At 68.6% G+C, this 25,028-nt stretch carries 24 protein-coding genes and 1 tRNA gene; 3 read left to right on the top strand and 22 right to left on the bottom strand.

All coding sequences use genetic code 11. The features are described from left to right. Position 1: 1 nt before the first annotated feature. Entirely contained in the window at positions 2-769 is a 768-nt protein-coding gene (gene trpC / locus TCCBUS3UF1_RS04795; protein WP_041433972.1) for an indole-3-glycerol phosphate synthase TrpC, read from the bottom strand. Between the two features lie 28 nt (positions 770-797). Between trpC and TCCBUS3UF1_RS04790 the strand changes: the two genes are divergently transcribed. The 3 genes from TCCBUS3UF1_RS04790 to TCCBUS3UF1_RS04780 are packed head-to-tail and all read left to right on the top strand — an operon-like array spanning position 798 to position 2,660. Next, complete coding sequence (locus tag TCCBUS3UF1_RS04790; protein ID WP_231291416.1) at positions 798-1,397, top strand: PIN domain-containing protein; 600 nt, start codon at positions 798-800, stop codon at positions 1,395-1,397. Positions 1,398-1,409: 12 nt separating this feature from the next. Beyond that, on the top strand, positions 1,410-1,823 hold the full coding sequence (locus tag TCCBUS3UF1_RS04785; protein ID WP_014515378.1) for a helix-turn-helix domain-containing protein: 414 nt from the start codon (positions 1,410-1,412) through the stop codon (positions 1,821-1,823). Between the two features lie 3 nt (positions 1,824-1,826). Then, entirely contained in the window at positions 1,827-2,660 is an 834-nt protein-coding gene (locus tag TCCBUS3UF1_RS04780) for a patatin-like phospholipase family protein (RefSeq protein WP_014515377.1), read from the top strand. Here the strand turns inward: TCCBUS3UF1_RS04780 and TCCBUS3UF1_RS04775 are convergent. The 21 genes from TCCBUS3UF1_RS04775 to ychF form a co-directional block, all read right to left on the bottom strand. Beyond that, the gene (locus TCCBUS3UF1_RS04775; protein ID WP_014515376.1) at positions 2,629-3,051 is read right to left on the bottom strand and encodes a hypothetical protein; all 423 of its coding nucleotides are present in this window, start codon (positions 3,049-3,051) and stop codon (positions 2,629-2,631) included. The genes TCCBUS3UF1_RS04780 and TCCBUS3UF1_RS04775 overlap by 32 nt on opposite strands. A gap of 3 nt (positions 3,052-3,054) precedes the next feature. Further along, complete coding sequence (locus TCCBUS3UF1_RS04770; protein WP_014515375.1) at positions 3,055-3,798, bottom strand: amino acid ABC transporter ATP-binding protein; 744 nt, start codon at positions 3,796-3,798, stop codon at positions 3,055-3,057. Further along, positions 3,795-5,768, bottom strand: a complete 1,974-nt coding sequence (locus TCCBUS3UF1_RS04765; protein WP_014515374.1) for a TRAP transporter permease — start codon at positions 5,766-5,768, stop codon at positions 3,795-3,797. Before TCCBUS3UF1_RS04765 ends, TCCBUS3UF1_RS04770 begins: the two co-directional genes overlap by 4 nt. 54 nt (positions 5,769-5,822) lie before the next feature. Beyond that, positions 5,823-6,773, bottom strand: coding sequence for a TAXI family TRAP transporter solute-binding subunit (locus tag TCCBUS3UF1_RS04760; RefSeq protein WP_014515373.1), 951 nt, complete (start codon positions 6,771-6,773; stop codon positions 5,823-5,825). A 64-nt stretch (positions 6,774-6,837) separates the two neighbouring features. After that, positions 6,838-7,626 (bottom strand): amino acid ABC transporter permease, encoded by a 789-nt coding sequence (locus TCCBUS3UF1_RS04755; RefSeq protein ID WP_014515372.1) that lies wholly within the window; start codon positions 7,624-7,626, stop codon positions 6,838-6,840. A 51-nt stretch (positions 7,627-7,677) separates the two neighbouring features. Further along, entirely contained in the window at positions 7,678-8,442 is a 765-nt protein-coding gene (locus TCCBUS3UF1_RS04750; protein ID WP_014515371.1) for an ABC transporter substrate-binding protein, read from the bottom strand. Positions 8,443-8,533: 91 nt separating this feature from the next. Beyond that, positions 8,534-10,990: an alpha-glucan family phosphorylase gene (glgP, locus tag TCCBUS3UF1_RS04745; protein WP_196793728.1), complete on the bottom strand. Its 2,457-nt coding sequence runs from the start codon at positions 10,988-10,990 to the stop codon at positions 8,534-8,536. Between the two features lie 24 nt (positions 10,991-11,014). Beyond that, entirely contained in the window at positions 11,015-12,487 is a 1,473-nt protein-coding gene (locus TCCBUS3UF1_RS04740; protein ID WP_014515369.1) for a TrkH family potassium uptake protein, read from the bottom strand. Then, on the bottom strand, positions 12,459-13,796 hold the full coding sequence (trkA, locus tag TCCBUS3UF1_RS04735) for a Trk system potassium transporter TrkA (RefSeq protein ID WP_014515368.1): 1,338 nt from the start codon (positions 13,794-13,796) through the stop codon (positions 12,459-12,461). Before trkA ends, TCCBUS3UF1_RS04740 begins: the two co-directional genes overlap by 29 nt. Before the next feature lie 12 nt (positions 13,797-13,808). Next, positions 13,809-15,113, bottom strand: a complete 1,305-nt coding sequence (gene rimO / locus TCCBUS3UF1_RS04730) for a 30S ribosomal protein S12 methylthiotransferase RimO (protein ID WP_014515367.1) — start codon at positions 15,111-15,113, stop codon at positions 13,809-13,811. Between the two features lie 56 nt (positions 15,114-15,169). Next, entirely contained in the window at positions 15,170-16,036 is an 867-nt protein-coding gene (locus TCCBUS3UF1_RS04725; protein ID WP_014515366.1) for a RodZ domain-containing protein, read from the bottom strand. 4 nt (positions 16,037-16,040) lie between these two features. Then, on the bottom strand, positions 16,041-16,886 hold the full coding sequence (locus tag TCCBUS3UF1_RS04720; protein ID WP_014515365.1) for a pseudouridine-5'-phosphate glycosidase: 846 nt from the start codon (positions 16,884-16,886) through the stop codon (positions 16,041-16,043). Positions 16,887-16,898: 12 nt separating this feature from the next. Beyond that, positions 16,899-17,660, bottom strand: coding sequence for a DUF4388 domain-containing protein (locus tag TCCBUS3UF1_RS04715; RefSeq protein ID WP_014515364.1), 762 nt, complete (start codon positions 17,658-17,660; stop codon positions 16,899-16,901). Then, positions 17,636-18,424, bottom strand: a complete 789-nt coding sequence (locus TCCBUS3UF1_RS04710) for a fructosamine kinase family protein (RefSeq protein ID WP_041433766.1) — start codon at positions 18,422-18,424, stop codon at positions 17,636-17,638. The genes TCCBUS3UF1_RS04715 and TCCBUS3UF1_RS04710 overlap by 25 nt, the downstream gene beginning before the upstream one ends. Next, positions 18,387-18,890: a low molecular weight protein-tyrosine-phosphatase gene (locus TCCBUS3UF1_RS04705; RefSeq protein ID WP_041433765.1), complete on the bottom strand. Its 504-nt coding sequence runs from the start codon at positions 18,888-18,890 to the stop codon at positions 18,387-18,389. The genes TCCBUS3UF1_RS04710 and TCCBUS3UF1_RS04705 overlap by 38 nt, the downstream gene beginning before the upstream one ends. Positions 18,891-18,899: 9 nt before the next feature. After that, the gene (locus TCCBUS3UF1_RS04700) at positions 18,900-20,447 is read right to left on the bottom strand and encodes a sensor histidine kinase (protein WP_014515361.1); all 1,548 of its coding nucleotides are present in this window, start codon (positions 20,445-20,447) and stop codon (positions 18,900-18,902) included. Next, positions 20,440-21,180, bottom strand: coding sequence for an RNA methyltransferase (locus tag TCCBUS3UF1_RS04695; protein ID WP_014515360.1), 741 nt, complete (start codon positions 21,178-21,180; stop codon positions 20,440-20,442). The genes TCCBUS3UF1_RS04700 and TCCBUS3UF1_RS04695 overlap by 8 nt, the downstream gene beginning before the upstream one ends. Continuing rightward, positions 21,177-23,309, bottom strand: a complete 2,133-nt coding sequence (locus tag TCCBUS3UF1_RS04690) for a transglycosylase domain-containing protein (protein ID WP_014515359.1) — start codon at positions 23,307-23,309, stop codon at positions 21,177-21,179. Before TCCBUS3UF1_RS04690 ends, TCCBUS3UF1_RS04695 begins: the two co-directional genes overlap by 4 nt. A 21-nt stretch (positions 23,310-23,330) precedes the next feature. Continuing rightward, positions 23,331-23,693: a hypothetical protein gene (locus tag TCCBUS3UF1_RS04685; protein ID WP_014515358.1), complete on the bottom strand. Its 363-nt coding sequence runs from the start codon at positions 23,691-23,693 to the stop codon at positions 23,331-23,333. Between the two features lie 45 nt (positions 23,694-23,738). Continuing rightward, positions 23,739-23,812: transfer RNA gene (locus tag TCCBUS3UF1_RS04680), tRNA-Gln, on the bottom strand. Positions 23,813-23,859: 47 nt separating this feature from the next. Then, complete coding sequence (ychF, locus tag TCCBUS3UF1_RS04675) at positions 23,860-24,966, bottom strand: redox-regulated ATPase YchF (protein ID WP_041433970.1); 1,107 nt, start codon at positions 24,964-24,966, stop codon at positions 23,860-23,862. Positions 24,967-25,028: the final 62 nt, after the last annotated feature.

Below are 25,028 nucleotides of genomic sequence, written 5' to 3'. Positions count from 1 at the left end.
GCTATCCTACAAGCTCCCGAACGGCGGCTTCCAGGTCGGGTTGGCGCATGAGGCTGGTCCCCACCAGAACCGCGTCAAAAAGCCCCTCCAAGGGCCTGAGCTCTTCCTTTTGGGCGTAGCCGGACTCCGCCACCAAGACCCCAGCGAAGCCCCGCTCTCGGGCCAGGCGGCCCAGACGGGGCGCGGTGGCAAGATCGATGCGCAAGGTGGCGAGGTCGCGGTTGTTGATCCCGATCATCTGGGCCCCCGCCTCCAGGGCCACCTCCAGCTCCCTTTCCGTGTGCACCTCCACCAGGGCCTCGAGGCCCAGCCGCCCGGCCTCCTCCAGGTAGGCCGCGGTGAGCTCCCCCAGAAGGGCCACGATGAGGAGGGCGGCGCTGGCCCCAAAGGCGCGGGCCTCGGCCAGCATGAAGGGGTCCACCACGAAGTCCTTGCGCAGGAGGGGAAGGTCCACCGCCCCCCATATCCGCTTGAGGTCTTCCAGGCTGCCGCCAAAGCGGTGGGGCTCGGTGAGGACGCTGATGGCCCGGGCCCCACCCCGGGCGTAGGCCAGGGCGGCCTCCGCGGGGTCTATGGAGCGGATTTGCCCCTCGGAAGGGCTCTGCCGCTTCACCTCGGCGATGAGGGAAAGCCCGGGGGCCAGGAGGGCCTCCCGGAAGGAGGGGGGCCTAGGGGGGGCTTCAGGCAAAGGGTAAGGGGCCACCTCGAGGGCCCGCCGACGGGCGATCTCCCCCAAGACCCCGGGAACCTGGTCCAGGCAGGGCCGCAAACGCATAGGCGCATTATAAAATGCCGCCATGAGCCCTCTGCCGAGGGTGCTCTTTGTGGACGCGTGCGTGCTCTACCCCGCACCAACCCGCGATCTCTTCATGGAGCTAGCCCTAAACGACCTGGTCCGGCTCAAATGGAGCGAGCGGGTGCACGAGGAGTGGATGAGCAACCTTCTCCAAGCCCGCCCTGAACTTGACAGGGAGCGCATCCGGACCATTCCCCTACGAATGCAGGAAGCCCTGGCCTGGCAAGAGCCCCTGGTGGAGCACGTGGATCTCCCCGACGAAAAGGACCGCCACGTGGTGGCCGCCGCCTTCTGGGGAGGCGCCGAGGCCATCCTCACCTTCAACACCAAGGACTTTCCCCAAAAGAAGCTGGAACCGTGGGAACTCGTGGCCATGCATCCCGACACCTATCTGCTGGAGCTAACCGAGAGGCTGGTGCGCAACCCCTTCCTGCCTAGCCCCCTCCTCCAGGCCCTGCGGCGCCCACGGCGACGCCTGGTCAACCCTGGAGCCCAAGGCCTTCTTGCAAAGCCTGGAAGGGGCTGGCCTCAAAAACTTCGCCAAGGCCATGGCGGCCTACCCGGGAAAATTCTAGTTGCGTTTATTTCGTTTGTCTGCTAGGCTAAGGGGGCTATGGCCATCTCGGTCTTGCCCAAGGCATTACCCCCCGAAGAGCTCCGGTCCTTCTTGGAGGAGCTTATCCCCGGCCGGGTGCTGCGCCTGGGCGCAGCTTCCCTTACCCTTACCCCGGAACTGGCCAAGGCACTGCGCCAACTTTTTGAACTCTTGCTGAAGGGGGAACCCGTGCGCGTCGTTTCCTTGGAGGCAGAGCTCACCACGCAGCAGGCGGCGGAGCTTTTGGGTGTATCCCGCCCCTACCTCATCCGCCTTCTGGAAGAGGGAAAGATTCCCTACCACAAGGTGGGAAGCCACCGCCGAGTGAAGGTCCAAGACTTGCTCGCCTACCGGGAAGCGGCCAAGAAGCGCGGGCAGGCCCTTTTGGATGAGCTGGTCAGGGAGAGCCAAGAACTGAGCTTAGGCTACTGAGCCATGCGCGGCGTGGCCCTGGCCCTAGGCGGAGGGGGCGTGCGGGGGTACGCCCACCTGGGGGTCCTCCGGGTCCTGGAGGAGGCCGGCATCCCCATACGGGGCCTGGCGGGTAGCTCCGCCGGGGCCCTGGCAGCAGCCGCCTGGGCCTTCGGGCACAAAGACCCCTGGAAGGTGCACGAAGCGGTCTTTGACCGGGAGGTGGCCGAGCTAAGGCGCACGGGCAACCTGCGCACCCTGGCCCGCCTCTTCGCCGCCCTGCGCCGGCCTGCCCTGGTGGAGGCCGCCCGGGTGGCCGAAGGCCTAAAGCGCCTTTTCGGTGAGGCCCGCCTCGAGGCCAGCCCCATCCCCCTGGCCATCCAGGCCGCCGACCTCCTCACAGGGGAGGCCGTGGTCCTGCGGGAAGGGCCGGTATGGCAGGCGGTACTGGCCAGCGTCGCCATCCCCGGCCTCTTCCCTCCCGTCCCCTGGGAAGGGCGGCTCCTGGTGGACGGGGACGTGGCGGAGAAGGTGCCGGTGCGGGCCGCCAAGGCCCTCTTCCCCAAGGTGGTGGCGGTGGACGTGTCCAACCCCCCGCCCCAGGAGGCTCCCAAGACGGCCCTGGAGGCCGCCCTCCTGGCCGGAGAGGCCAGCCGCAGGCGGCTGAAGGCCCTGGCCCTCCGGGAGGCCGACCTGGTCCTCCCCCTGGAACCCCCCTTCCCCATCGACACCTTTGACCACCGGCACCTGCCCTTGGTCTACGAGCTGGGACAGAAACGGGCCCGGGAACGCCTGGGGGAGATCCAGGCCCTGGCCCGGGTGCGCCTCAAGGACCTGGCCTGGGCCCTGAGGCGCTGAGGGCCTTCTCGGCCCGCAGGAGGAGGTGGGCAAAGCCCAAGGCCCCCAAGGGCAGGAGGAGGAGGCCCAAGGGCCTGAGGAGAAGGCCCATCACCCCCAGGAAGAAGACGAGGCCAGCCCCCAACCCCACCGCCACCAAGGGGGCCAGGGGGCCTTCCTCCCTTAGGGCCCCCCGGGCCAGGTGGAAAAGCCACCCCGCTCCGGCCAGGGCCAGGGCCAGGAGGGCTGGGTGGGCCGCCGGGGGCAGAACCAGGCCCAGCAGCAGCAGGAAGGCTCCATGCAGGAAGAGGAGAAAGGCAGCGTAAAGCCATAAGCCCCGCCGGCGCAGGGCCAGCGCCGCCTTGGGGTCCAGGAGGGCCCTAAGCTCCCGCCAGGGAGTCCTCTCGCCCATGGCCTAATGGTGCAGGACCCGCTGGAGGAAGCCTCGGGTCCGCTCCTCCTTGGGCGCGGTGAAGATGGCCTCCGGCCTCCCCTCCTCCACCACCTGACCCCCGTCCATGAAGACCACCCGGTCCGCCACTTCCCGGGCAAACCCCATCTCGTGGGTCACCACCACCATGGTCATCCCCCCCCGGGCCAGGTCCCGCATCACGTCCAACACCTCCCCCACCATCTCCGGGTCCAGGGCGCTGGTGGGCTCGTCAAACAGCATCACCTTGGGCTCCATGGCCAGGGCCCGGGCGATGGCCACCCGCTGCTGCTGACCCCCGGAAAGCTGCCCCGGGTACTTCCGCGCCTGGTCCACAATCCCCACCCGGGCCAAAAGCTCCAGGGCCTTGGCCTCCGCCCGCTCCCGGCTCCACCCCCGCACCCGCATGGGGGCCAGGGTGATGTTCTCCAGCACCGTCATGTGGGGAAAGAGGTTGAACCCCTGGAACACCATCCCCACCTCCCGCCGCACCTCCCGCAGGGCCCGCTCGTCCTTCACGTTCAGGCCATCCACCACCACCTCCCCCTCCTGGAAATCCTCCAGGCGGTTGATGCAGCGGATCAGGGTGCTCTTCCCCGAACCCGAGGGGCCGATGATCACCAGCTTCTCCCCCGGGGCCACCTCCAGATGGATCCCCTTGAGCACGTGCAAGGGGCCAAACCACTTGTGCAGGTTCCGGATGCGGATGATGGGCTCCACCGCCTTCATTTTCGCACCCGCTGCAGGGCGTAGACAAAGAGGAAAAGGCCCAGGCCCAGGGCATCGGTGACCAGCCCGGGCACCACCAGGGTAAGGGCCGCAGCCATGAGGAGGGCCCGCTCGGGCCAGGTGGTGCGCTTGTGCAGGAAGCCCACCAGGCTGGCGCTGAAGGCGGTCATGCCCAAAAGGGCGGAGAGGAAGATCCAGACCCCCTCCCCCAGGCTTTCCACCCCCAGGAGGAGGAGCTTGGGACTGAAGAAGAACATGTAGGCCAAAAGGGCGGTGCGCAGCTCGTAGACGAAGCCCTGCACCGCCGTCTTCCAGAAGTCGGACTTGGCGATGGCGCTGGCGGCGTAGGCGGCCAGGGCCACAGGGGGGGTGGAGTCGGCCATGATGCCGAAGTAGAAGACGAACATGTGGGCGGCCACCGGGGGCACCGGGTAACCCGCCTTCTCGGAAAGGCTCAAGACCACCGGCACCACCAAGGAGGCCATGACGATGTAGTTGGCGGTGGTGGGGAGGCCCATGCCCAGGAGGAGGCTGGTGAGCTGGGCCAGGAGAAGGACCAGGACCAGGTTCCCCCCGGAAAGCCGCTCCACGATGTCCGTGAGGCCGAAGCCGATCCCGGTCATGGTGACGATACCCACGATGACCCCGGCGGTGGCCGTGGCCAGGGCGATCCCCACCATGCCCCGGGCGCCGGCCTCGAGGCCCTCCAGGAGGAGGCGCACCCCCCGGAGGAGGCCAAAGGTAAGGCCTGCGCCACCCCGCCAGGCCCGCCACGCCTCCTGGACCAGGATCAAGGCGGCCATGAAGAAAACCGTGTTCAAGGCCGCCCGCTCCGGGGTAAGCCGGAGGCCCACCAGGGCGTAAAGGAGGTAGGCCAGGGGGAGGAGGTAGTGGGCCCCAGAGCGCAGGATGGGGCCCAAGGGGGGAAGCTCCGCCCGGGGCACGCCCTTGAGGCCCAGCTGCAGGGCCTCGAGGTGCACGGTGATGAACAAGGTGGCGTAGGCCAGGAGGGCGGGGATGAGGGCGATCAGGATCAGGTCGCTGTAGGGGATGCCCAAAAACTCGGCCATGATGAAGGCCGCCGCCCCCATGACCGGGGGCATGAGCTGGCCGTTGGAGGAGCTCGCCACCTCCACCGCCCCCGCCTTCTCGGGGGGATAGCCCACCCGCTTCATGAGGGGAATGGTGAAGGTACCCGTGGTGACCACGTTGGAGACCGAGCTTCCCGATACCACCCCCGTCAGGGCGCTGGCCACCACCGCGGCCTTGGCCGGCCCCCCGCGGAAGTGGCCCAGGAGGGCATAGGCCACCTGGATGAAGAAGTGTCCCGCCCCCGCCTTTTCCAACAGAGCTCCAAAGAGAACGAAAAGGAAAACGAACGTGGCGGAAACCCCCAGGGGCACCCCCCAGATCCCCTCGGCGGTGGTGTAGAGCTGGCCCATGAGCTGGCCCCACTGGCTCCCGGCGTGGAGCTGGAGCCACGGGGGGAGGAGGACGGGGATGAGCCCCTTGGGCCCGGTGAGGGCGTAAAGGATGAAGGCCGAGGCGATGAGGGGCAAGGCGGGCCCCACCGCCCGCCAGGCGGCCAGGAAGAGGACCAGGAGGGTCAGGGAGCCAAAGAAGACATCCCTTCCGCTGGGAATCCCCCCCCGGATCTGGGTGATGCCGTAGTAGTCCACCACCACGTAAAGCGCCCCCGCCACCCCCAGGAGGGCCAGGGCCCAGTCCAAAAGGGGAACCCGCTCCCTAGGCCCCCGGCGGCCAGGGTAGGCCAAAAAGGCCAGGGCTAGGGCGAAGGCCAGGTGCACCGCCCTGAGGCGCAAGGGGTCCAGGGTCCCCAGCTCCGTGGCCCAGAGCTGGAAGAGGCTCCAGACCACCCCCAGGCCAAAGAGAAGGTAGCGGCTTAGCCCCGTGGGCTTCCGCCCCCCCAGCTCACTCTCCTCCAGTAAAAGCGACGCATCTTTTTCCATGCTTCCTCCAGGAAAAGGGGGCCCCAGGCGGGGCCCCCGGGCTTGCTCCTAAGCCTACTTCAAGACCCCGATTTCCTTGTAGAAGCGCTCCGCCCCGGGGTGCAGGGGGATGGGCAGGCCCCGGGCGGCCCGGGAAAGGTCAAAGAAACGCTCCAGGTTGGGGTGGATCTTCTTGAAAGCCGCCTGGTCAGCAAAAACCGCCTTCATGAAGCGGTAGACGGTGTCAGGGGAAAGCTTCTCCGCAGCGATCAGCATGGCCTGCACCGCCACCGTGGGCGTGGTCACGTCCACCCCCTTGTACGTCCCCCCAGGAATGTTAAAGCCCACGTAGAAGGGGTACTTCTTGGCGATGGCCTGCACCTTGCCCAGGTCCACCGCCACCAGGGCAATGGGCGTGGTAAGGGCAGCTTGCTGAATAGCGCTTGCCCCTAGACCAGCGGTGAAGAAGAAAGCATCTGCCCGCCTCTCCTGCAAGAGCTGAGACCCTTGGTTAGGACTCACCCGGATAACTTGGCCCAGGTCCTCAAAGCGCAGGCCGTAGGCCTCCAGGATCTGCCGGGCGTTCTGCTCCGTGCCCGAGCCCACATCCCCCACCACCACCCGCTTCCCTTTCAGGTCGGCCACGGTGCGGATGCCAGCGTCCGCACGGGCCACGATATGAATAACTTCCGGATATAGGTTAGCTAGAGCCCGAATTCCCTTTATCGGCTTGCCATCAAAAGCGGTGATGCAACAACCTTGGTAGGCGTAGGAAACGATGTCATTTTGAGCCAAAGCCATCTCAAACTCTCCAGCAGCGATGGCGTTGATGTTAGCGATGCTACCTCCCGTAGATCGAGCGTTGGCCCGCAAACCAACGTTGGCATCATTCACTAGCTTGGCCATGCCAGTAGCTACAAAAAAGTAGACTCCCGTGGTAGATCCCGAACCAATCGTGATAAACTCTTGAGCTAGCGAAAGCCCTAGGAAGGCCACTCCCAAAACAAGCCAGCTCCTGATCCTCATAATAAAGTTACACCCCCTTAGCACCATCAAGTAGTATACCCCTTGCCCCTTTCCTACACAAGCCCTAGCGCCCGGCCACCCTGAGCCGCCCCTCCAGGCGGTTGGTGAAGAGGGTGAGGACCGTGGTCAGGAGAAGGTATAGGGCGGCCACCGCCAGGTACACCTCCACCGGGCGGAAGGTGGCGGAGATGATGCGCTGCCCGGAAAGGGCCAGCTCGGTCAGGGCGATGACGCTGGCCAGGGAGGAGTCCTTGAGAAGGGCCACCACGTTGTTGACCAAGGGCGGCACCACGATGCGCAGGGCCTGGGGCAGGATGACGAAGCGCATGGTGTCCGCAGGGGAAAGGCCCAAGGACCAGGCAGCCTCCCACTGCCCCTTGGGAATAGCCTGGATCCCGGCCCGCACCACCTCGGCGTTGTAAGCCCCCACGTTGAAGGAAAGGGCGATAAAGGCCGCCCAGTAGGGGGTAAGGGCCTGCTGGGCCTCGGGCCAGAGGGGCTGGAGGAGGAGGGGAAGGGCGTTGTAGGCGAAGAGGATCTGCACCAAAAGAGGCGTCCCCCGGGTCACCCAGATGTAGAAGGTGGCGGGAAGGCGCACCCAGGGCCGGGCGGAAAGGCGGAACATCCCGGCAAAGATGCCGATGAAAAGGCCAGCCAGGCCGGAGATCAGGGTGAGCTTCAAGGTGATCTCCGCGCCCACGGCCAACGCCTCTCCAGCGGAGGCCGCCCGCTCGGGACCGAAGCCCGCAAGGAGGAAGTAGCGTTCCAGGGCTAGGCCCAGAAGGGCGAAGAGGAGAAAATACCCCCCCACCAGGAGGGCGAGGAGAAGGGGGATGCGGAACCAAGCGGGCATATTTGGCAGGGAAAAGGCCCAGGGCTTAGGCGCCCCGGGCCCAGGAGGGGTTTACCGGCACCGGACGTCCTCGCCGAACCACTTCTTGGATACTTGTGCGTAGGTGCCGTCTTTCATCAAGTCGGCCAGGGCGCGGTTGAGGGCTTCCAAAACGCTCTTGTTCCCCTTGGCCACCGCCATGGCCACCTTCTCCTGGAAGACCAGCTCGCCAAGCTGCAGGGTCCCTTCCAGCTTGCGCTCCTTGATGGCCTCCTTGGCCACGAAGCGGTCGGTGATCCAGGCATCCAGGCGGCCCGCCAGAAGGTCCTGGAGGGCATCGGGGTCCTTCTGGTAGGTGCGAACCCCCTTGACCCCAGGGATCTTCTGGGCAGCTTCCATGTACGTGGTGCCTAGCTGCACCCCCACCACCTTACCCTGGAGGTCCTTGGCGGTCTTGGGCCCGCCCTTCTTGGCCACGATGACCCCGCCGGTGCAGTAGTGGGGGTTGGTGAAGTCCACGGCCTTGGCCCGCTCCTCGGTGATGCCGTGGGAGGCGATGACGAAGTCAAAGCGGCCCTGGTTGAGCTGGATGAGGAGGGTGTCAAAGGCCTGGGTGATCCAGGTGGCCTTCAGGCCCAGCTTCTTGGCCAGGGCGTTGCCCAGGTCAATCTCAAAGCCGGTGAGCTGGTTTTTGGCATCAAAGTAGTTGAAGGGGGGAAAGGCCCCTTCGGTGCCGATGCGGATCTCCCCCGCACGCTGGACCTGCTCAAAGGTGCGCACCTGGGCCAGGCCCAGGGGAAGCGCCAGCAGACTTAGGAAAAGGAGCCACTTCTTCATGCCTCACCTCCAAAGGTGCACGGGGAGATTATACATGCTACCCCCCATGGGAAAGGGCAAAGGCTAGGGGCCAGGGCCAAGCTTATACGCCCTAGGCCCAGCGCACCCAAGCCACGTGGCCGGTGATGGGGTGACGGAGGGCAAGCCGCACCCCGTAGGCGTAGCTCCCGGGACGGGAAGGGCGGTAGGCCACCTCGTACCCATCGGGCCCTGGCCGCATGGGCACCACCTCCAGGTGGCCGCTGGAGCGGCGCACCACCAGCTGGACCTCGAGGAAGGGCCGCAGGGCCTCCGGCACCTCCCCCTCCAGGAAGGCCCGGACCCGCATGGGAACCCCGTTCAGGGTCAGGTCCCCAGGGACCTGGGCCCGGAGGGTCACCCCCTGCAGGGCGGGAAGGGCCTGGTGAAAGGCGGCCAGGGCCTCCTGTCCCGCCCGGGCCGCTTCGGCCCAGGCCCCGCCCCGGCGGTATATCTCCAGGTAATCCCCCACCATGCGGGCGGCGCTGTACCGGGGCCCCACGGTGCGCAGGCTCTCGTGGACCATGGAGAGCCAGCCCGAGGAGTAGCCCTCGGGGCCCTTGGCGTAGAAAAGGGGCAGGACCTCAAACTCCAGCACGTCGTACAGGGCCTGGGCATCAGCCATGTCCTGGGCCTCTTCGCTCTCGTAGACCCGCTCGTCCCCGATGGCGAAGCCGTTTTTACCGTTGTAGGCCTCGGCCCACCAGCCGTCCAGGACGCTTAGGTTCAAGGCCCCGTTCAGGGCGGCCTTCATGCCGCTTGTGCCCGAGGCCTCCATGGGGCGGCGGGGGGTGTTGAGCCAGACATCGGAGCCGTGGACCAGGACCCGGGCCAGGTACATGTCGTAATCCTCCAGGACCACCATCCGGTCCTCCAGGCCGTACTCGCGGATCTTGGCGAAGAGCTCCTGAAGGTAGGCCTTTCCCGGCTCGTCCTTGGGGTGGGCCTTGCCAGCGAAAACGAACTGGATGGGGTAGTGGCCATGGAGGAGCCTGCGAAGGCGCTCGGGATCCTTGAAGAGCAAGACCGCCCGCTTGTAGGTGGCGAAGCGCCGGGCAAAGCCGATGGTGAGGGCCTCGGGGTCCAGGACCTTTTCCGCCTCCCGCAGGCGGCTTGGGCTTTCCCCGTTGCGGCGGCGCTGCTCATAAAGCCGGGTGCGCACCTCCCGCACCAGCTCGGCCCGCAGGTCCTTGTGGATCTGCCAGAACTCCTCGCCCAAAGCCTCCACCTTCCAGGTCTCGGGGTCCTCGGGGCGCTTGCGCCACTCGGGGCCAAAGACCTCGGCGTAGTGGCGGCGCAGCCTGGGGTGGAGGAAGGTCCAGGTGTGCACCCCGTTGGTCACGTGGCCGATGGGCACCTCCTCCCGCAGGAAGCCCGGCCACAGGTGGTGGAACATCTCCCGGGAAACCTCCCCGTGGAGCCGGGACACCCCGTTGGCCTGGGCGCTGGTCCTGAGGGCCAGGTTGGACATGGAGAAGACCTTCCCCCAGGGCTTCTCCTCCAGGCCCAGGGAGAGGAAGGTCTCCCGGTCGGTACCCATCCGCTCCCAGAATCCCCCCAGGTAGCGCTCCACCAGCTCCAGGGGAAAGGCGTCGTGCCCGGCGGGAACAGGGGTGTGAGTGGTGAAGAGGGCCCCGGCCCGGGCCAGCTCCAGGGCCACAGGGAAAGGATGCCCCTCGGCCACCAGCTCCCGCACCCGCTCCAGGCCTAGGAAGGCGGAGTGGCCCTCGTTCATGTGGAAGACCTCGGGGGCTAGTCCCAAGGCCCTCAGGAGGCGCACCCCCCCAAGGCCCAAGACCAACTCCTGTTGGATGCGCATCTCCAGGCCCGGGGCGTAGAGCCTGGCCGTGATGGCCCGGTCCTCGGGGGTGTTTTCCGGCAGGTTGGCGGTGAGGAGGTAGACGGGCACCGCCCCCACCTGGACCCGGTAGGCGGAAAGCCAGAGGGTGCGCCCGGGGAACTCCACCCCCACCCGCAAGGGCCGCCCTTCCCGGTCCTGCACGGGGTACAGGGGGAGCTCCTCGGGGTGCAGGGTTTCGTAGACCTCCACCTGGACCCCTTCCGGGCTTAAGCGCTGGTGGAAGTAGCCCTCGTGGTAAAAGATTCCCACCCCCACCAGGTTGAGGCCGAGGTCGCTGGCCGCCTTCACGTGGTCCCCGGCCAGCACGCCAAGCCCGCCGGAGTAGATGGGCAAGGAGCTGTGGAAGCCGTATTCCGCCGAGAAGTAGGCCACCAAGGGCCCCTGCTTCTCCTCCCTTTCCCTGAGGTAGGCCCGCAGGGCCTCCACCACCGCCCCCACCCGGGCAGGGTAGCTGGTGGCGGCCAGCCCCTCGAGGCGGCCCGGGTCCGCTTCCAGGAGCAGCTTCACCGGGTTGCCCCGGAAGCGCTTCCACAACGAAGGGTCTATCTCCTGAAAGAGCTCCGCTGCCTCCGGATTCCAGCTCCACCAAAGGTTGTAGGCCAGCTCCTTGAGCCCGGAAAGGGGCTCGGGCAGGAGAGGCATGGCCGTGATGTGTCCCAAGGTCCTCACGAGAGAGGATTATACCCCTTGGGGCTACCGGAGCCTGCGCCAAAGCTCGGGACTGAAGAGGAGGACCACGGGCAGGATCTCGATCCGGCCGGCCCACATCTGCAGGATGAGGACCAGCTTGGAAAGGGGGTGCAACCCAGCATAGGAGCCCATGGGGCCGATGGGGCCCAGGCCCGGCCCGATGTTGCCGATGGCTTGGGCACTGGCGGTGAAGGCCACCACGAAATCCCCCTCCAGGAGGGCCACGGCCAGGGTGCCGAAGCCGAAGAGGACGGTGTAGAGAAAGACGAAGACGGAAACCTGGCGCAGGGCCTCCTCAGAAACCACCCGTTGCCCCAGGCGCAAGGGCAAGACCGCCTGGGGGTGGAGGGTGCGGGTGATCTCCCGGCGCAGGAGGCCGAAGAGGAGGAGCCAGCGCACCACCTTGATCCCCCCCGCCCCCGAGCCCGCACTCCCCCCCACGAACATGAGGAGGACCAGGATGGCCTGGGCCGGCACCACCCACTGGGCGAAGTCCACGCTGGCGAAGCCGGTGGTGGTGAGGATGGAGACCACCTGGAAAAAGGCGTGGCGCAGGCTGGCCTCGAGGCCATAGAGGTGATGGGTGTAAAGGTAAAGGGCAAGGAGAAGGCCAGCCAAGAGCACCAGGACCCCGTAGGCCCTAAACTCCGCGTCCCGCAGGAGGGGTCCCACCTCCCGGCCAAAGAGGAGGCGGTATTGGAGGAGGAAGTTCGCCCCGGCCAGGAACATGAAAAGCGTGCCCAGCCACTGGGCCAGGGGTGCGTAGGTGGCGAAGCTCTGGGGGTTGGGGCTAAACCCGCCGGCGGGGATGGTGGTGAGGGCGTTGGCCAGGGCCTCAAAGGGCGGCATCCCCGCAAGCCAGTAAGCCAGAAGGGCCATCCCCGTAAGGGCCACGTAGACCCGGAGCACCGCCTGGGCGGTGTGGCGAAGCCTGGGGGTGAGCCGCTCCTTCTCCACCCCGGTGCTCTCGGCAAAAAAGGCCTGGCGGCCCGCCACCTGGAGCTGGGGGAAGATCACCAAAAAGAGCACCACGATCCCGATCCCCCCCATCCACTGGGTAAGGCTCCGCCAGAGGAAAAGGCTTTCCCCAAAAAGGCTAAAGTCCTGGAGGGCGGTGGCCCCGGTGGTGGTAAACCCGGACACGGCCTCAAAAAGGGCATCCAGGTAGGGCATCCCCCCCGAGACCCAGTAGGGCACGGCCCCCAGGGCAGGCACCAGGATCCAGAGGAGGGCCACGGTGGCGAAGACCTCGGCCCGCTTGGGCTGGGCCTGGGGATGGCCTAGAAGCTGGAGCCCCCGGCCCACCCCCAGGCCCAGGATCGCCCCCAGGGCAAAGCCCCGGGCATCCTCCCCCAGGAAGAAGGCCAGAAGGGTAAAGGCGGCCAGGAGGAGGCCGAACCCCTGGTAGGTGAGGCCTAGAAGGTAAAGGCTGGAGCGGAACCCTGGCCTAGCCGACGATGCGGGCCACGGCCTCATCCGCCACCTCCCGCGCCGCCACCAGGAAGAGCCGATCCCCGGGGAGGGCCTCGAGGTCCTTGCGGTAGAGCATCACCCGGTGGTCCCGCTCCAAGGCCACCGGGGCCACCTGGGGCGCGGCCAAGACCCCCAGGGCCCGGGGCCGGAAGCCCTCGGGCAACTCCACCTCCAAAAGCTCAATGTTCTCGTCCATGGTGGAAACGTGCTCCACGTTCTCCGGCCCCAGGAAGTCCAAGACCGCCCGCACCGCCGCCTGCCGGGGGGTGAGGGGCAGGTCAATGCCCACCTGCTCAAAAAGCCGCCGGGTTTCCGAGCGGGAAACCCGGGTGATCACCTTGCTCACCCCCAGCTGTTTGGCGAGGAGGGAGGCCAGGAGGTTCTTCTCGTCGTTGTCGGTCACCGCCACCACCGCGTCCGCCTCCTGCAATCCCTCGGCCTCCAAAAGCTCCAGGTCGGTGCCATCCCCCTGGATGATGAGGGCCCCGGAAAGCTCCTGGGAAAGCCATTCGCACCGCTCCCGGTTGGGCTCAATGATCACCACCTCCCGCCGCCTCCTGAGGAGCTCCTGGGCCACCATGAAGCCCACATTCCCCCCGCCGATCACCATCACCCGCCGCACCTCCCGACCCGTGGCGAAGCAGGCCTCGAGCTCCGGGAAAGCCCGCAGGGTAGTGACGAAAAGCAGCTTATCCCCCGGCTCCAGGACCAGCTCGGGGAAGTCGGGGTGGGCGAAGCTCAGAAAGGTACCGTCCCGCACCACCCCCACCACCAGCACCCCCTCAGGCCAGGTTTCCCCCGCGAAGAGGCGGTGGTCGTAAGGCCCCCCCTCCGTCACCCGGTACTCCACGAAGCGGAGCCGCCCCCCGGCCAGCACCTCGGTGTCCACCGCCCCGGGGACCAGGATCACCTCCACGATCTCCCGGGCCATGGCCCGCTGGGGCCAGAGCACCTTGTCGATGCGGGTGCCCAGGATCTCCGCGGTCCGGGGGTCGGTGAGCACCTCCACATACCCCCCCTTGCCCACGAAGCACAGGGTCTGCCTGGCCCCCAGGCCCTTGGCCAGCAGGGAGGCCAGGAGGTTGATCTCGTCGGAGTCGGTGCTGGCGATGAAAAGGTCGGCCCGGTCCACCCCCGCCTCCCTCAGGGTGTCGGGGTCCGTGGCCCCCCCCACCACCACCTTCACGTCCAGGTGGGCAAAGCGCTCCTTGGCCTGGGGGTTGCGGTCAATGACCACCACCTCATGGGCCTTCTCCAGGGTGCGGGCCACCTCTCCGCCCACTTCCCCGCCCCCGGCGATGACGATGTACATACCGCCCCTATCCTAAACCTGAACCCCGTAAAGGTCGTAGGTCTCCGCCCGGGTGATGCGCGCCCGCACCCTCTCCCCCACCCGGACCGTGCCGTCCGTTTCCACATAGACCAGGCCGTCGATGCCCGGGGAGTCGCGGTAGCTGCGGCCCACAGCCAAGCCGGGCTCGGGAAGCTCGTCCACCAGGACCTCCAGGGTCTTGCCCACCCAGCCCTGGTTTTTCCGCAGGCTGATCCGGGCCTGGACCTCCAGGAGGCGGGCCTTCCTCTCCTCCTTCACCTCCTCCGGCACCTGCCCCGGCAGGGCATTGGCCGAGGCGCCTTCCACCGGGGAGTAGGTGAAGACCCCCACCCGGTCCAGCTCCGCCTCCTCCAGGAAGTCCAAAAGGAGCCTGAAGTCCTCCTCCGTTTCCCCGGGGAAGCCCACGATGAAGCTGCTGCGCACGGCCAGCTCCGGGACCACCTCCCGCCAGGCCCTGAGGGTCTTGAGGTGGCTCTCGTACCCCCCAGGACGGCGCATGAGCCGGAGGATGCGCTCGGAGGCGTGCTGCAAGGGCACGTCCAGGTAGGGCAGGACCTTGCCCTCGGCCATGAGGGGGAGAAGGTCCCGCACGTGGGGGTAGGGGTAGACGTAGTGGAGGCGGATCCAGGCCCCAAGCTCGGCCATGTGGGCCAGAAGGTCCCTAAGCTCCGCCCGCACCAGCCGGTCCCCCCAGAAACTCTCCCGGTGGCCCAGGTCCACCCCGTAGGCGGAGAGGTCCTGGGCGATGAGGAGGAGTTCCCGGGTGCCGGTGGCCACCAGGCGGGCGGCCTCCGCCAGCACCTCCGCCGCATCCCTTGAGCGCAAGGGGCCCCGGAGGCTAGGGATGATGCAGAAGCTGCAGCGGTGGTTGCAGCCCTCGCTCAGCTTGAGGTAGGCGTAGTGCCGTGGGGTGAGCTTCACCTGGGGCGGGATGAGGTCCAGCAAGGGATCCCGGGGCGCGGGCAAGGCCTGTTGCACGGCCTCTAGAACCCGCTCCACCTCCCCGGGGCCCGTGACCTCCAGGACCTGGGGGTAGCGGGCGCGGATGACCTCGGGCCTGGCCCCCAGGCACCCCGTGACCACCACCCGGCCGTTTTCCCGTAAGGCTTCCCCAATGGCCTCGAGGCTCTCCTCCACCGCCGGGGTGATGAAGCCGCAGGTGTTCACCACCACCAGCTCCGCCTCCTCGTAGGTGGGGCTGGTCTCGTAGCCTAAGGCCTTGAGCCGGGAGAGGATCTGCTCGGAGTCCACCAGGGCCTTGGGGCAACCAAGGCTCACGAAGCCAATCTTCGCCATACGCCTCCTGAGGGCCCGTGGCCCCAACAAGGGAAAAGTATAGCCTTCCCACGCCCCTAGGGGAAGCGGCGGGTGAGGGGCTTCCCCGGCTCCCCCAAAAGGCCCAGGTCCTGCCCCTCCAAAAAGACCCGCACCGCACCTGGGTTGCCCGCCCGCACCTCCACCGGCAGGTCAAAGGCCAGCTCCGTCCCCACCTGGGGGATGCCCTCGTAGACCCGTTTCTCCCCCTGGGTGATCCGGAGCCAGCTCCGCCCTTCCAGCCTCAGCACCAGCTTGCCCGAAGGGACTGGGGTGGCAGCGGGCGGGGCCGGGGCTTGCGCGGGCGCGGGGAGAAGGCGGTAGTTGAGGGAAAGGGGCCGGTCCAGGAGCAGGACCTCCTCCAGCCTTTGGTAGCCGGGAAGCTCCAGGCGCAGGACCCGCCTTCCCCCCTCCAGGGGAGGGGTTTCCAAGGGGGTCTGGCCCAGGTAGAAACCGTCCAGGTAGACCCTGGCCCCCGGGGGGTCGCTCACCACCCGGAGAGGGTGACGCTGGGGCGCGTGGGGAAGGGGCTCCGAGGGGATCTGGACCACCTGGGCAGGCTCAGGGCGCAGGAGCCGGTAGGCCCCATAGCCCAGGCCCAGGAGGAGGGGGAGGAGAAGGAGAAGCCATACCCTCTGGGGCCTGCGGGCGGGGGGGGCGGGGGAAAAGGAGGGTTCGGGACCACGGGGGTAGAGGGCCAAGAGGGGCTCGGGGTCCAGGCCCAGGAGGAGGGCGTAGCGGCGCAGGTAACCCCGGGCCAGGGCCGGCTCGGGCAGCTCGGCGAAGCGGCATTCCTCGAGGGCCTCCAACACCCTGGCCTTCAGGGAAAGCCTTTCCGCGGCCTCCCTTAGGGAGAGCCCCTTCTCCTCCCGCGCCCGGCGCAACCTTTCCCCCAGCTCGCACACAAGGCTATTCTAGCCCGGAAAGGGCCAAGGCCACCTGGGCCGCCAGGCGGGCGTTCTCCCGCAGGAGAAGGCCATTGACCCGGTCCGTCTCCCCCCGGGAAAGCTCGGAAAGCCGCCGCAGGAGGTAGGGGGTCAGGGCCTTGCCGTAGATCCCTTCCCGGGCCGCCTGGTGGCTCGCCTCCTCCACCCAGGCCGCCACCCGCTCAAAGGGCAGCCCCTGGGAGACGGGGTTCACCAGGAGAACGGCCCCCAGGCCCAGCTCCCGGGCCTCCAGGTATACCCGGGCGGCCTCGAGGGGGGTTTCCACCCGGGCGGGCACCGGGAAGGGGGAGGAGGGGGAGAAAAAGGCCGGTAGGCGGTCCGTGCGGTACCCCACCAGGACCACCCCCAGGGTTTCCAGCCGCTCCAGGGTGGCCCGTAGGTCCAGGATGGCCTTGGGGCCGGAGGCCACCACCAGGAGGGGGGTGCGGGCCAAGGCCAGGAGGTCGGCGCTCTCGTCGTAGGGCTCGGGGTGCACCCCGCCGATCCCCCCCGTGGCGAAGACCCGGATGCCGTGGCGGTGGGCCAGGTGAATGGTGGCGGCCACCGTGGTGCCGGCGCTTTTCCCTTGGGCCAGGAGGGCGGGCAGGTTCCACAGGCTGGCCTTCTCCGCCCCTCCCCGGGCCAGGGCCTCCTTCTCCTCCCGGGAAAGGCCCACCCGCACCTTTCCCTCCACCAGGGCGATGGTCTTGGGGATGGCCCCCTCCTGGGCCACCGCGGCCTCCAGGGCTTCCGCCGTCTCCAGGTTCAAGGGGTAAGGCAGTCCGTGGGTAAGGACCGCCGACTCCAAGGCCACCAGGGGCTCCGGCATGGGGGCACTATACTAAACCTCTGGCCAGACCAGAACCTCCTCCCCCACCTTGAGCCCGTGGAAGAGGAGGAGCTCGGGGGAAAGCCAGAGCTCCACCCCCAGCCCTTCCGCCCCCTCCACCTCCAGGAGGAGCTCCTTAGCCCCCTTCACCCGCACCCGGCGGAAGGCCCCGTAGTGCTCCCGCCAGGCCCGGAGGAGGAGGGCTTCCACCTGGGCCCCCTTGCGGCCCAGGGCCAGCCGGAGCCGGGCCGTGCGGGGCACCCGGGGGGAGACCGCCACCAGGCGGAGCCGGGCCAGGTGGCCCAGGCGGCGGAGGACCTCGGCCAAAGGCCGGCCCAGCCCCGCCACCAGGTCCAGGGGGCTTTTCCCCTCCCCCAGAGCCAGGAGCAAGGAAAGCTCCTCGGGGTCCAAGGTGGCCTGGAGGGCCTCGGCCTTGGGGGCAGGGCGCACCAGGTCAAAAGGCCCCACCTCCACCCGCTCGTCCAGGAGGCGGATGGCCTGGAGCAGGTAGGCCTCCAAGGGCCCTTCCAGGGAGCCCCGGGGTGGCCGCTGGCCTAGAAGAAAGCGGAAGCGGCCCGCCTTCAGGGCCAGGACCTCGAGGAGGGCTTCCCGGCCCACCTTGTCGCGGAAGACGGCGTGGACGGGGCGGCCCCGCTCCAGGTAGACCTCCCCCACCCCCTCGGCCACCTCCACGGCGAAAAGCCCCGTCCTGCCCCCCTGGGCCAGAAGCTGCAGGAGGTCAATGGGGCCTAAGAGGCGGAAATCGCCTTCCATAAGCCCCCCAGGTACCCCGGGCCGAAGAAGTGGACGTGGGCCAGGAGGTAGTAGACCTGGTAACGGGGCAGGGCCCGCTCCACCGCCTCCGGGATGGGGTAAAGGGCGCGGTAGGCGCGCCAGAAGGCCTGGGGAAATCCGCCAAACAGGCGCATCATGGCCAGGTCCACCCCCCGCTCGCCCACGAAGAAGGAGGGGTCCAGGAGGGCCGGGCCCTCAGGGGTAAAGCGGAGGTTCCCCCGCCAAAGGTCCCCATGCAGGGGGGAAGGCCCCTCGGCGGGCAAAGGGGTGCGGAAAAGGGCCTCCACCCTGGGGCCAAGCCCCTCCAGGCGGCTCCAGGTGGCGGCGAGGAGGGGTTCTATACAGCGGAGAAAGAAAAACTCCGTCCAATCCCCACCCTCCCGCCCGGGCAGGGGAAAGGTGCCCAAAAACCCCGGCTCGGCCCGGTAGGCCGCTTCCCGCCGGCGGTGGAGCCGGGCCAGCATCCCCGCCAGGGCCTCCCAGTCCTCTGGGCCCTCCGGCAAAAACTCCAGCACCAGCCCCTCCTCCCCCACCCAGTAGACCCGGGGGACCCGGACCCCGTAGGCCCCAAGGGCAGCCAGCCCCCGGGCCTCGGCGGGGAAAAACCCCGGCGGGGCCCCCCGGGCCAGCTTGACCACATAGGGCCCCAGGCGGTAGACCTGGGCCATCTCCCCCCCGTGGAGGGGAAGGGGCGGGCCCTGGGCCTCAAGCCCCGCCCGCCCTAGCAGGGCCAAGGGTTCCATCCTCCTCCAGGCGGTCCAGGAAGGCCCGGCAGGCGGCCTCCACGGTCCAGTAGGCCTCGAGGCAGTCCTGCAGGTCCCCGTAGTAGGGGTCGGCCACCTCCCCTCCCCCCAGGTAGTCCAGGAGGAGGCGCACCTTTCCCCTGGCCTCGGGGAAGCGGGCGAGGACCTCCTTTAGGTTCTCCCGGTCCATGACCAGGATGTGGTGGAAGGAAAGGGCGTCCTCCCGGGTCATGGCCCGGGCCACGTGGGGGAAATAGGCTCCTTGGGCCTCCAAGACCTTCCGGGCCCTGGGGTCCATGGGCTCCCCGGCGTGCCAGGCCCCGGTGCCCGCGGAGTCCACCTCAAACCGTCCCTCCAGGCCCCGCTCCCTCAAGAGCTTGCGAAAGGCCCCCTCGGCCAGGGGGCTGCGGCAGATGTTGCCCAGACAGACGAAAAGCACCCGGATAGGGCCCTCCATGCCTCCCATGATACGGGCCTAGTAGGGCACCTCCGCCACCACCTCCGTGCCCTTTCCCGGCTCGGAGCGCACGGCGAACCGACCCCCCCGGGCCTCCACCCGCTCCCGCATCTGGGTGAGGCCAAACCCCCCCAGGCCCTGGGCCTCGGGGCTGTGGAAGCCCCGGCCGTTGTCCCGCACGCAAAGCCGCGCCCCCCGCTCCCCTAGGGGGCGGAGCTCCACCTCCACCCGGGTGGGCTTGCCGTGCTTGGCGGCGTTGGTGAGGGCTTCCTGCAGCACGCGGAAGAGGACCAGCTCGCTGGCCTGGGAGAGGCCCACCGCCTCGGGCAGGGAAAGGTGGACCCGAAACCCCGCCTGCTCGGCAAAGGCCTGGGCGTAGCGGCGCACGGACTCCAGAAAGCCGTAGCGCTCCAGGTCAATGGGCCGTAGGGCGAAGATGCTCCGCCGCACCTCCCGGATCTGGGCCCTGAGGGTTTCCTTGACCTCGGCCAAGGCCCTTAGGGCCGCCTCCCGGTCCTTGTCCAGGAGGCGCTCGGCCAGGTCCAGCTTCAGGGCCATGAAGGCCAGGCTCTGGGCGATGCCGTCGTGGATCTCCCGGGCGATACGGGTGCGCTCCTCGTTGATGGCCAGCTCCTCGGCCCGCAGGTAGGCCTGGGCGTTCCGCACCGCCAGGGCCACCTGGGAGGCCAGGAAGGAGAGGAAGGGGATGCGGCGGGAGAGGTCCTTGCCCTTCACCGCCAGCACGCCCACGGTCTCCCGGGCCTTGAGGGGAAGGGCCAGAAGCTCAGGGGCCACGAAGACCGGCCCCTCCAGGGCCCCCTTCCAGGCCCCCTCGGGCAGGAAGGGGTGGGGGGGGAGGGCCAGCCCCCGCACCACCCGGGGCACGAGGAAGCCTTCCTCATCCAGGAGGAGGACCCCCGCCCCCTGGGCCTCAGCCCAGGCCTGGATGCGGTCCAGAAGCCCTTCCAGGAGGCGGTCCAGGTTGGCCTCGGCCTTCAGGGCCTGGTCCACCTCAAACAGGGTGAGGCGGTCGCGGCTCCGGGCCACCACCGACTGCAAGGCCCCCGCCACCTCGTGGGCCAGGACCTCGAGGAAGGCCCGCTCGGGAGCCGGGGGGCAGGCCTCCAGAAAGCCCTTCAGGCCCGGCAACTCCACCCGCACCCCCCCGCACTCCTCCCCCGCCCGCACCCCTTCGGCCTCGAGGGCCACGGGGTAGCCCAGGGTCTGCTGCAGGGCCTGGGCCATGCGCTGCACCGCCTCCTCCAGGTTCTCGCTCTCCAAGGCCTCCCGGAACACCAGGCCCGCGGCCATAAGGCGGCGGTTGGCCTCCTCCAGGGCCTTTTCCGCCCGCAGCTTCTCCAGGACCTCCTGGGCGATCCACTCCAGCACGGCATAGGTGACCAAGGGCCCCACCAGGCCGTAAAACCCTAGGCGGAGCCAGAGCACCCCGTCGGCGTGGCGGTAGGGCAGGAGGGCCAGCTCAAAGAGCACCACCACGGAGGCGATCAGGGGGGGGAGGAGGCGCTGGGCCAGGCGGACGAGGCGGTACAGGCCTTGGCTAGCCATGCTTCTTCCCCATGGCGAAGCGGCTCTGGTGGAGGAGTCCCCTTAGGAGCTGCACCTCCCCCGGGGAGAGCCGGGCCTTGTGCAGGATGCGCCGCAGACGGCGCATGGCGTAGGGGTGGCGGTGGGCGTCGGTAAAGCCGATCTCCAGGATGTAGCGGCCCAGGTCGTCAAAGAGCGCCTCCAGGGCGGCCACCTCGGCCAGCTCCTCCCGCGCCTCCACACTCCCCCCTAGGGCGGCCTTGTACAGCTCGTAGGCGAAGACCACCACCGCCTGGGCCAGGTTCAAGGAGGGCTGCTCGGGGGCGGTGGGGATGGTGCCGATGAGGTGGGCCAGGTCCAGCTCCTCGTTGGTGAGGCCGAAGGTCTCCCGGCCAAAGACCAGGGCCACCGGCCCGGCCACGGTTAGGACCCGCCCGGGAACCTCCCAGGCCGGGACCAGGGGGGCCGGGTAGAGCTCCCGGGGCCTCCCCGTGGTGGCCACCACCAGGTGCACCCCCTCCAGGGCCTCCCGCAGGCTTCCCACCGCCTGGGCCCGGTCCAGGAGGTCCTCGGCGTGCACGGCGAGCCAGTAGGCCTCCCGGGCCCAGGGGGGGCCCACCCGCGGGTGGGGGTTCACCAGGTAGAGCTGGGAGAGGCCGAAGTTCTTCATGGCCCGGGCCACCGCCCCCACGTTCATGGGCTCCTGGGGTTCCACCAAGACGATGCGCACGCGCTCCAAAAGGGGCTCGCTCATGGGGTTTCCTCCGGCGGGGTGGGAGGTTCGGGGGAGGGTTGGACGGGCGGGGCCTCGAGGCCCGGGGAAGCCGGGGTGGGCGGGGGCGGGGCCACGCTTTCGGGAGGGGCAGGGGCCAAGGGAAGCCTGTCCTGGGGGAACCAGGCCTCCACCCCCTGGGCCGAGGCCAGTCCAGAGAGGAGGTCCATCCGCGCCTTGACCAGGCCCGAAGGCGGGGGAAAGTCCCCCGTGGGCCGGCCCCTGAGGGCCTCGGCCACGAAGGCCCGCCAGATGGGGGGGTTGACCACGGAACTGCTGGGCTCCCTCCCCCCCATGCGCAGGGGCTGGTTGTCGTCCCGCCCCACCCAGACCACCGCGGCAAGCCCCCGGGTTACCCCGGCAAACCAGAGGTCCCGGGCCTCGTTGGTGGTCCCGGTCTTGCCCCCCACCACCCGGCCAGGGATGCGGGCCCCCTTGGCCAGGCCCCGCTCCCCCAGGTCGTAGACATATCCCTTGAGGAGGTCCCAGGCCTGGTAGGCGGCCTGGGGGCTGAAGAGGGGACGCCGCTCCGGTACCCCCTGGTAGAGGACCTGGCCCCGGGCATCCTCCACCCGGAGCACGTATAGGGGCGTCACCCGGTAGCCGCCGTTGGCAAAGGCGGCGTAGGCCGCGGCCAGATCCACGGGGGTGATGGAGGCCCCCCCGATGGCGATGGCCAAGGTGGGGTAGCGCACGGCAAAGCCCGCCTGGGAAAGCTTCCTGGCCACCTTTTCCACCCCGATGGCCTGGGCGGTGTAGACGGCGGGAAGGTTCAGGGAAAGGTCCAGGGCGTAGCGCACGCTGATCTCCCGGTTGAGGAAGGTGCCGGAGAAGTTCTTGGGCCGCCAGACCCCGTCCTTTTGGCTGGGGTCGGGGAACTCCAGGGGGCGGTCGGGAACCAGGGTGGCCTGGGTCCAGCCCTCCTCAAAGGCGGTGGCGTAGACGAAGGGCTTGACCGCGCTTCCCGGGTTTCTCAGGGCCCGGGTGGCCCGGTTGTACTCATCCCCCTCCCGCCGCACCCCCCCCACCAGGGCCAGCACCTCCCCCGTTTCCGGGTCCAGGCCCACCAGGGCCAGATCCGCCCCCTCGGGCAGGCGGGCCCCCCTGGCCGCCGCCTCCGCCGCCCGCTGCATGGCCGGGTCCAGGGTGGTGTAGACCCTAAGCCCCCCCTCCCCGTAGACCTTTTCCCGGCCAAAGCGGGCCTCGAGGAAGCGGCGCACCTCCAGGACAAAGTGGGGGGCCAGGCTTACCTCCATCTCCCCCAAAAGCCGGGCCTCGGGGTCCACCAGCCGGGCCTCCAGGAGGTTCCCCTCCCCGTCGTAACGGGCCTCCCACCCCCTGGGCACCAAGGGTTCCCGCCAGGCCGCCTCCGCCACCTCCCGGCTCACCCACCCCTCGGCCACCATCTGGTCCAGGAGAAGGCGCATCCGCGCCCGCACCCCCTTGAGGTCGCCATACCGGGCGTTGGGGGCCGGGACCAAGGAGGCCAGGTAGAGGCCCTCGGCCAGGCTCAAGGCGGCGGGGTCCTTGCCGAAGTAGGCCTCCGCCGCCCCCTTGAGGCCCACGGCGTTCCCTCCCCAGGGGACCACGTTCAGGTACATCTCCAGGATCTCCGCCTTGGTGTAGCGCCGCTCCAGCTCCAGGGCCAGGGCCCACTCCTTGAGCTTGCGCTCCAGGGAGCGGGCCTGGGCCAGCTCCTTGAGGAGGGTGTTCTTGATGACCTGGGTGGTGATGGTGCTCCCCCCCTGGAGATCCCCCCGCAGGATGGCGTAGAGGGCCCCCAGGAGGCGCACCGGGTCCACCCCGTAGTGCTGGTAGTAGCGGCGGTCCTCGGAGAAGACCAAAGCGGCCAGGGCGGCGGGGGAAACCTCCTTCAGGCGGACCAGGCTACGGTGGATGGCCCGCCCCTCCTCCACGCTGGCGATCTGGGCCAGGAGGCTGCCGTCCCGGGCGTACAGGGTAGAGGTGGCGGTGAGGCGCAAGCGGTCCAACTGGGAAAGGTCGGGCAGGCCCCGGGTGTAGGCGTAGGCCAGGTAGCCCAGGGCCAGGACCGCCCCCGCCACCAGGCCCGCCAAAAGGAGAAGGACCAGGCGCACGGCCCGCACGCCCACCAGTTTACCCAAGCCCTCCCCCTAGGGGGCGATCCCCAGGAAGCGGTAAAGCTTCTCCCGGGTGAGGGGCTTCTCCACGGGCACCACCCGCACCACCTCGGCGGTGGTGCGGAGCTTTTCCGACGGGGAGATCAGGATGGCCAGGGGAATATCCTTTAGGCGCTTGACGTGCTTGATCCGGATGGCGGCGGCAAAGGGGTCCACGTCCAGGTCCTCGTCCAGGAGGATGTGGCGGGGGGTATGGTCCAGGAGCCAAAAAAGCCCCTCCCGGGCCGAATCAAAGTACGCCACGGGAACCTGGGCCTCGGAGAGGACCAGTTCCACGTAAGCCCGCAGGGCCGGGCTGCGGCTTAATAGGAGAAGGCCTGGATACTCCGCCGCCACGCGGCCAGTTTAGCCAAGGGATGCGAAAGTCCTATGAAAAAGAGGTGGCTGGGGCGCGTGGACTCGAACCACGACCGGCGGATCCAAAGTCCGCTGTCCTGCCATTAGACGACGCCCCAGCGTCCAAGGGGATTGTAGGACAAAAGGCAAGCGGCGTCAAACCCCCTTAGGCGTTGAAGAGGATGTACAGGACATCCCCGTCCTGGACCACATAGTCCTTGCCCTCGAGGCGCACCCAGCCCCGCTCCTTGGCCCTAGCCCACCCCCCGGCCTCCACCAGCCTGTCCCAGGGGATCACCTCGGCCCGGATAAACCCCCGCTCCATGTCGGAGTGGATCTCCCCCGCCGCCTCCGGGGCCTTGGCCCCTTGACGGACCGTCCAGGCCCGCACCTCCTTCTCCCCAGCGGTGAAGAAGGTGAGGAGGGAAAGGGCCTTGTACCCCACCCGGGCCAGGCGCTGTAAGCCGCTTTCCCTAAGGCCGTAAGCCGAAAGAAGCTCCTGGGCTTCTTCCGGGGCAAGCTCGGCCAGCTCCGCCTCCAGCCGGGCGGAGACCACCACCACCTCCGCCCCTTCCGCCTGGGCCTTCGCCCGCACGGCCTGCACCTGGGGGCTACTGGCCCCATCGGGGAGGTCCTCCTCGGCCACGTTGGCCACGTAGATCACCGGCTTGGCGGTGAGGAGGGGGGTTTCCTTGAGGAGGCGGCGGACCTCCTCCGAAGGGGGGAAGGTGCGGGCGGGCCGCCCTTCCTGCAGGTGGGCGTAAAGCCCTTCCGCGGCCTCCAGGAGGGGCGCCATCTCCCGGTTGGCCCGGGCCTCCTTGCGCAGGCGTTCCAGACGCCTCTCCAGGGTAGCCAGGTCCGCCAGGAGCAGCTCGGTTTCCACCACCTCGGCGTCCTCCAAGGGGTCCAGGCGGCCCATGACGTGGACCACATCGGGATCGGGGAAGCAGCGGAGCACGTGGGCGATGGCCGCCACCTCGCGGATGTGGGCCAGGAACTGGTTGCCCAAGCCCTCGCCCTTATGGGCCCCCTTCACCAGGCCGGCGATGTCCACGAACTCCACGTGGGTGGGGACCACGGGAGGCACCCTCTCCCCCTTGGCGAAGACCCTTTGCAGGGCGTAAAGCCGCGGGTCCTCCAGGGGCACCACCCCCACGTTCTTGTCGATGGTGGCGAAGGGGTAGTTGGCCGCCAAGGCCCCAGCCCGGGTGAGGGCGTTGAAGAGGGTGGACTTGCCCACATTGGGTAGACCGACGATTCCGACTGCCAGCATCTTGACCTCAAAAAAAGCCCCAAAGAAGGGGCCTCTTTCCATCCTATCACGGCCTTTGCGTA

Source organism: Thermus sp. CCB_US3_UF1, from assembly GCF_000236585.1.
Taxonomy (GTDB): Bacteria; Deinococcota; Deinococci; order Deinococcales; family Thermaceae; genus Thermus.
This window is presented reverse-complemented; position numbering and strand designations above follow the sequence as displayed.

Coding starts and splice junctions, on each gene's coding strand:
- TCCBUS3UF1_RS04705 (WP_041433765.1), bottom strand. CDS start 18,890: ATGGGAGGCATGGAGGGCCCTATCCGGGTGCTTTTCGTCTGTCTGGGC.
- trkA (WP_014515368.1), bottom strand. CDS start 13,796: ATGTACATCGTCATCGCCGGGGGCGGGGAAGTGGGCGGAGAGGTGGCC.
- TCCBUS3UF1_RS04780 (WP_014515377.1), top strand. CDS start 1,827: ATGCGCGGCGTGGCCCTGGCCCTAGGCGGAGGGGGCGTGCGGGGGTAC.
- TCCBUS3UF1_RS04695 (WP_014515360.1), bottom strand. CDS start 21,180: ATGAGCGAGCCCCTTTTGGAGCGCGTGCGCATCGTCTTGGTGGAACCC.
- TCCBUS3UF1_RS04715 (WP_014515364.1), bottom strand. CDS start 17,660: ATGGAAGGCGATTTCCGCCTCTTAGGCCCCATTGACCTCCTGCAGCTT.
- TCCBUS3UF1_RS04760 (WP_014515373.1), bottom strand. CDS start 6,773: ATGAGGATCAGGAGCTGGCTTGTTTTGGGAGTGGCCTTCCTAGGGCTT.
- ychF (WP_041433970.1), bottom strand. CDS start 24,966: ATGCTGGCAGTCGGAATCGTCGGTCTACCCAATGTGGGCAAGTCCACC.
- TCCBUS3UF1_RS04770 (WP_014515375.1), bottom strand. CDS start 3,798: ATGAAGGCGGTGGAGCCCATCATCCGCATCCGGAACCTGCACAAGTGG.
- TCCBUS3UF1_RS04740 (WP_014515369.1), bottom strand. CDS start 12,487: ATGAGGCCGTGGCCCGCATCGTCGGCTAGGCCAGGGTTCCGCTCCAGC.
- TCCBUS3UF1_RS04775 (WP_014515376.1), bottom strand. CDS start 3,051: ATGGGCGAGAGGACTCCCTGGCGGGAGCTTAGGGCCCTCCTGGACCCC.
- TCCBUS3UF1_RS04720 (WP_014515365.1), bottom strand. CDS start 16,886: ATGCCGGAGCCCCTGGTGGCCTTGGAGTCGGCGGTCCTTACCCACGGA.
- TCCBUS3UF1_RS04765 (WP_014515374.1), bottom strand. CDS start 5,768: ATGGAAAAAGATGCGTCGCTTTTACTGGAGGAGAGTGAGCTGGGGGGG.
- TCCBUS3UF1_RS04755 (WP_014515372.1), bottom strand. CDS start 7,626: ATGCCCGCTTGGTTCCGCATCCCCCTTCTCCTCGCCCTCCTGGTGGGG.
- rimO (WP_014515367.1), bottom strand. CDS start 15,113: ATGGCGAAGATTGGCTTCGTGAGCCTTGGTTGCCCCAAGGCCCTGGTG.
- TCCBUS3UF1_RS04750 (WP_014515371.1), bottom strand. CDS start 8,442: ATGAAGAAGTGGCTCCTTTTCCTAAGTCTGCTGGCGCTTCCCCTGGGC.
- TCCBUS3UF1_RS04700 (WP_014515361.1), bottom strand. CDS start 20,447: ATGGCTAGCCAAGGCCTGTACCGCCTCGTCCGCCTGGCCCAGCGCCTC.
- TCCBUS3UF1_RS04790 (WP_231291416.1), top strand. CDS start 798: ATGAGCCCTCTGCCGAGGGTGCTCTTTGTGGACGCGTGCGTGCTCTAC.
- TCCBUS3UF1_RS04785 (WP_014515378.1), top strand. CDS start 1,410: ATGGCCATCTCGGTCTTGCCCAAGGCATTACCCCCCGAAGAGCTCCGG.
- TCCBUS3UF1_RS04710 (WP_041433766.1), bottom strand. CDS start 18,424: ATGGAACCCTTGGCCCTGCTAGGGCGGGCGGGGCTTGAGGCCCAGGGC.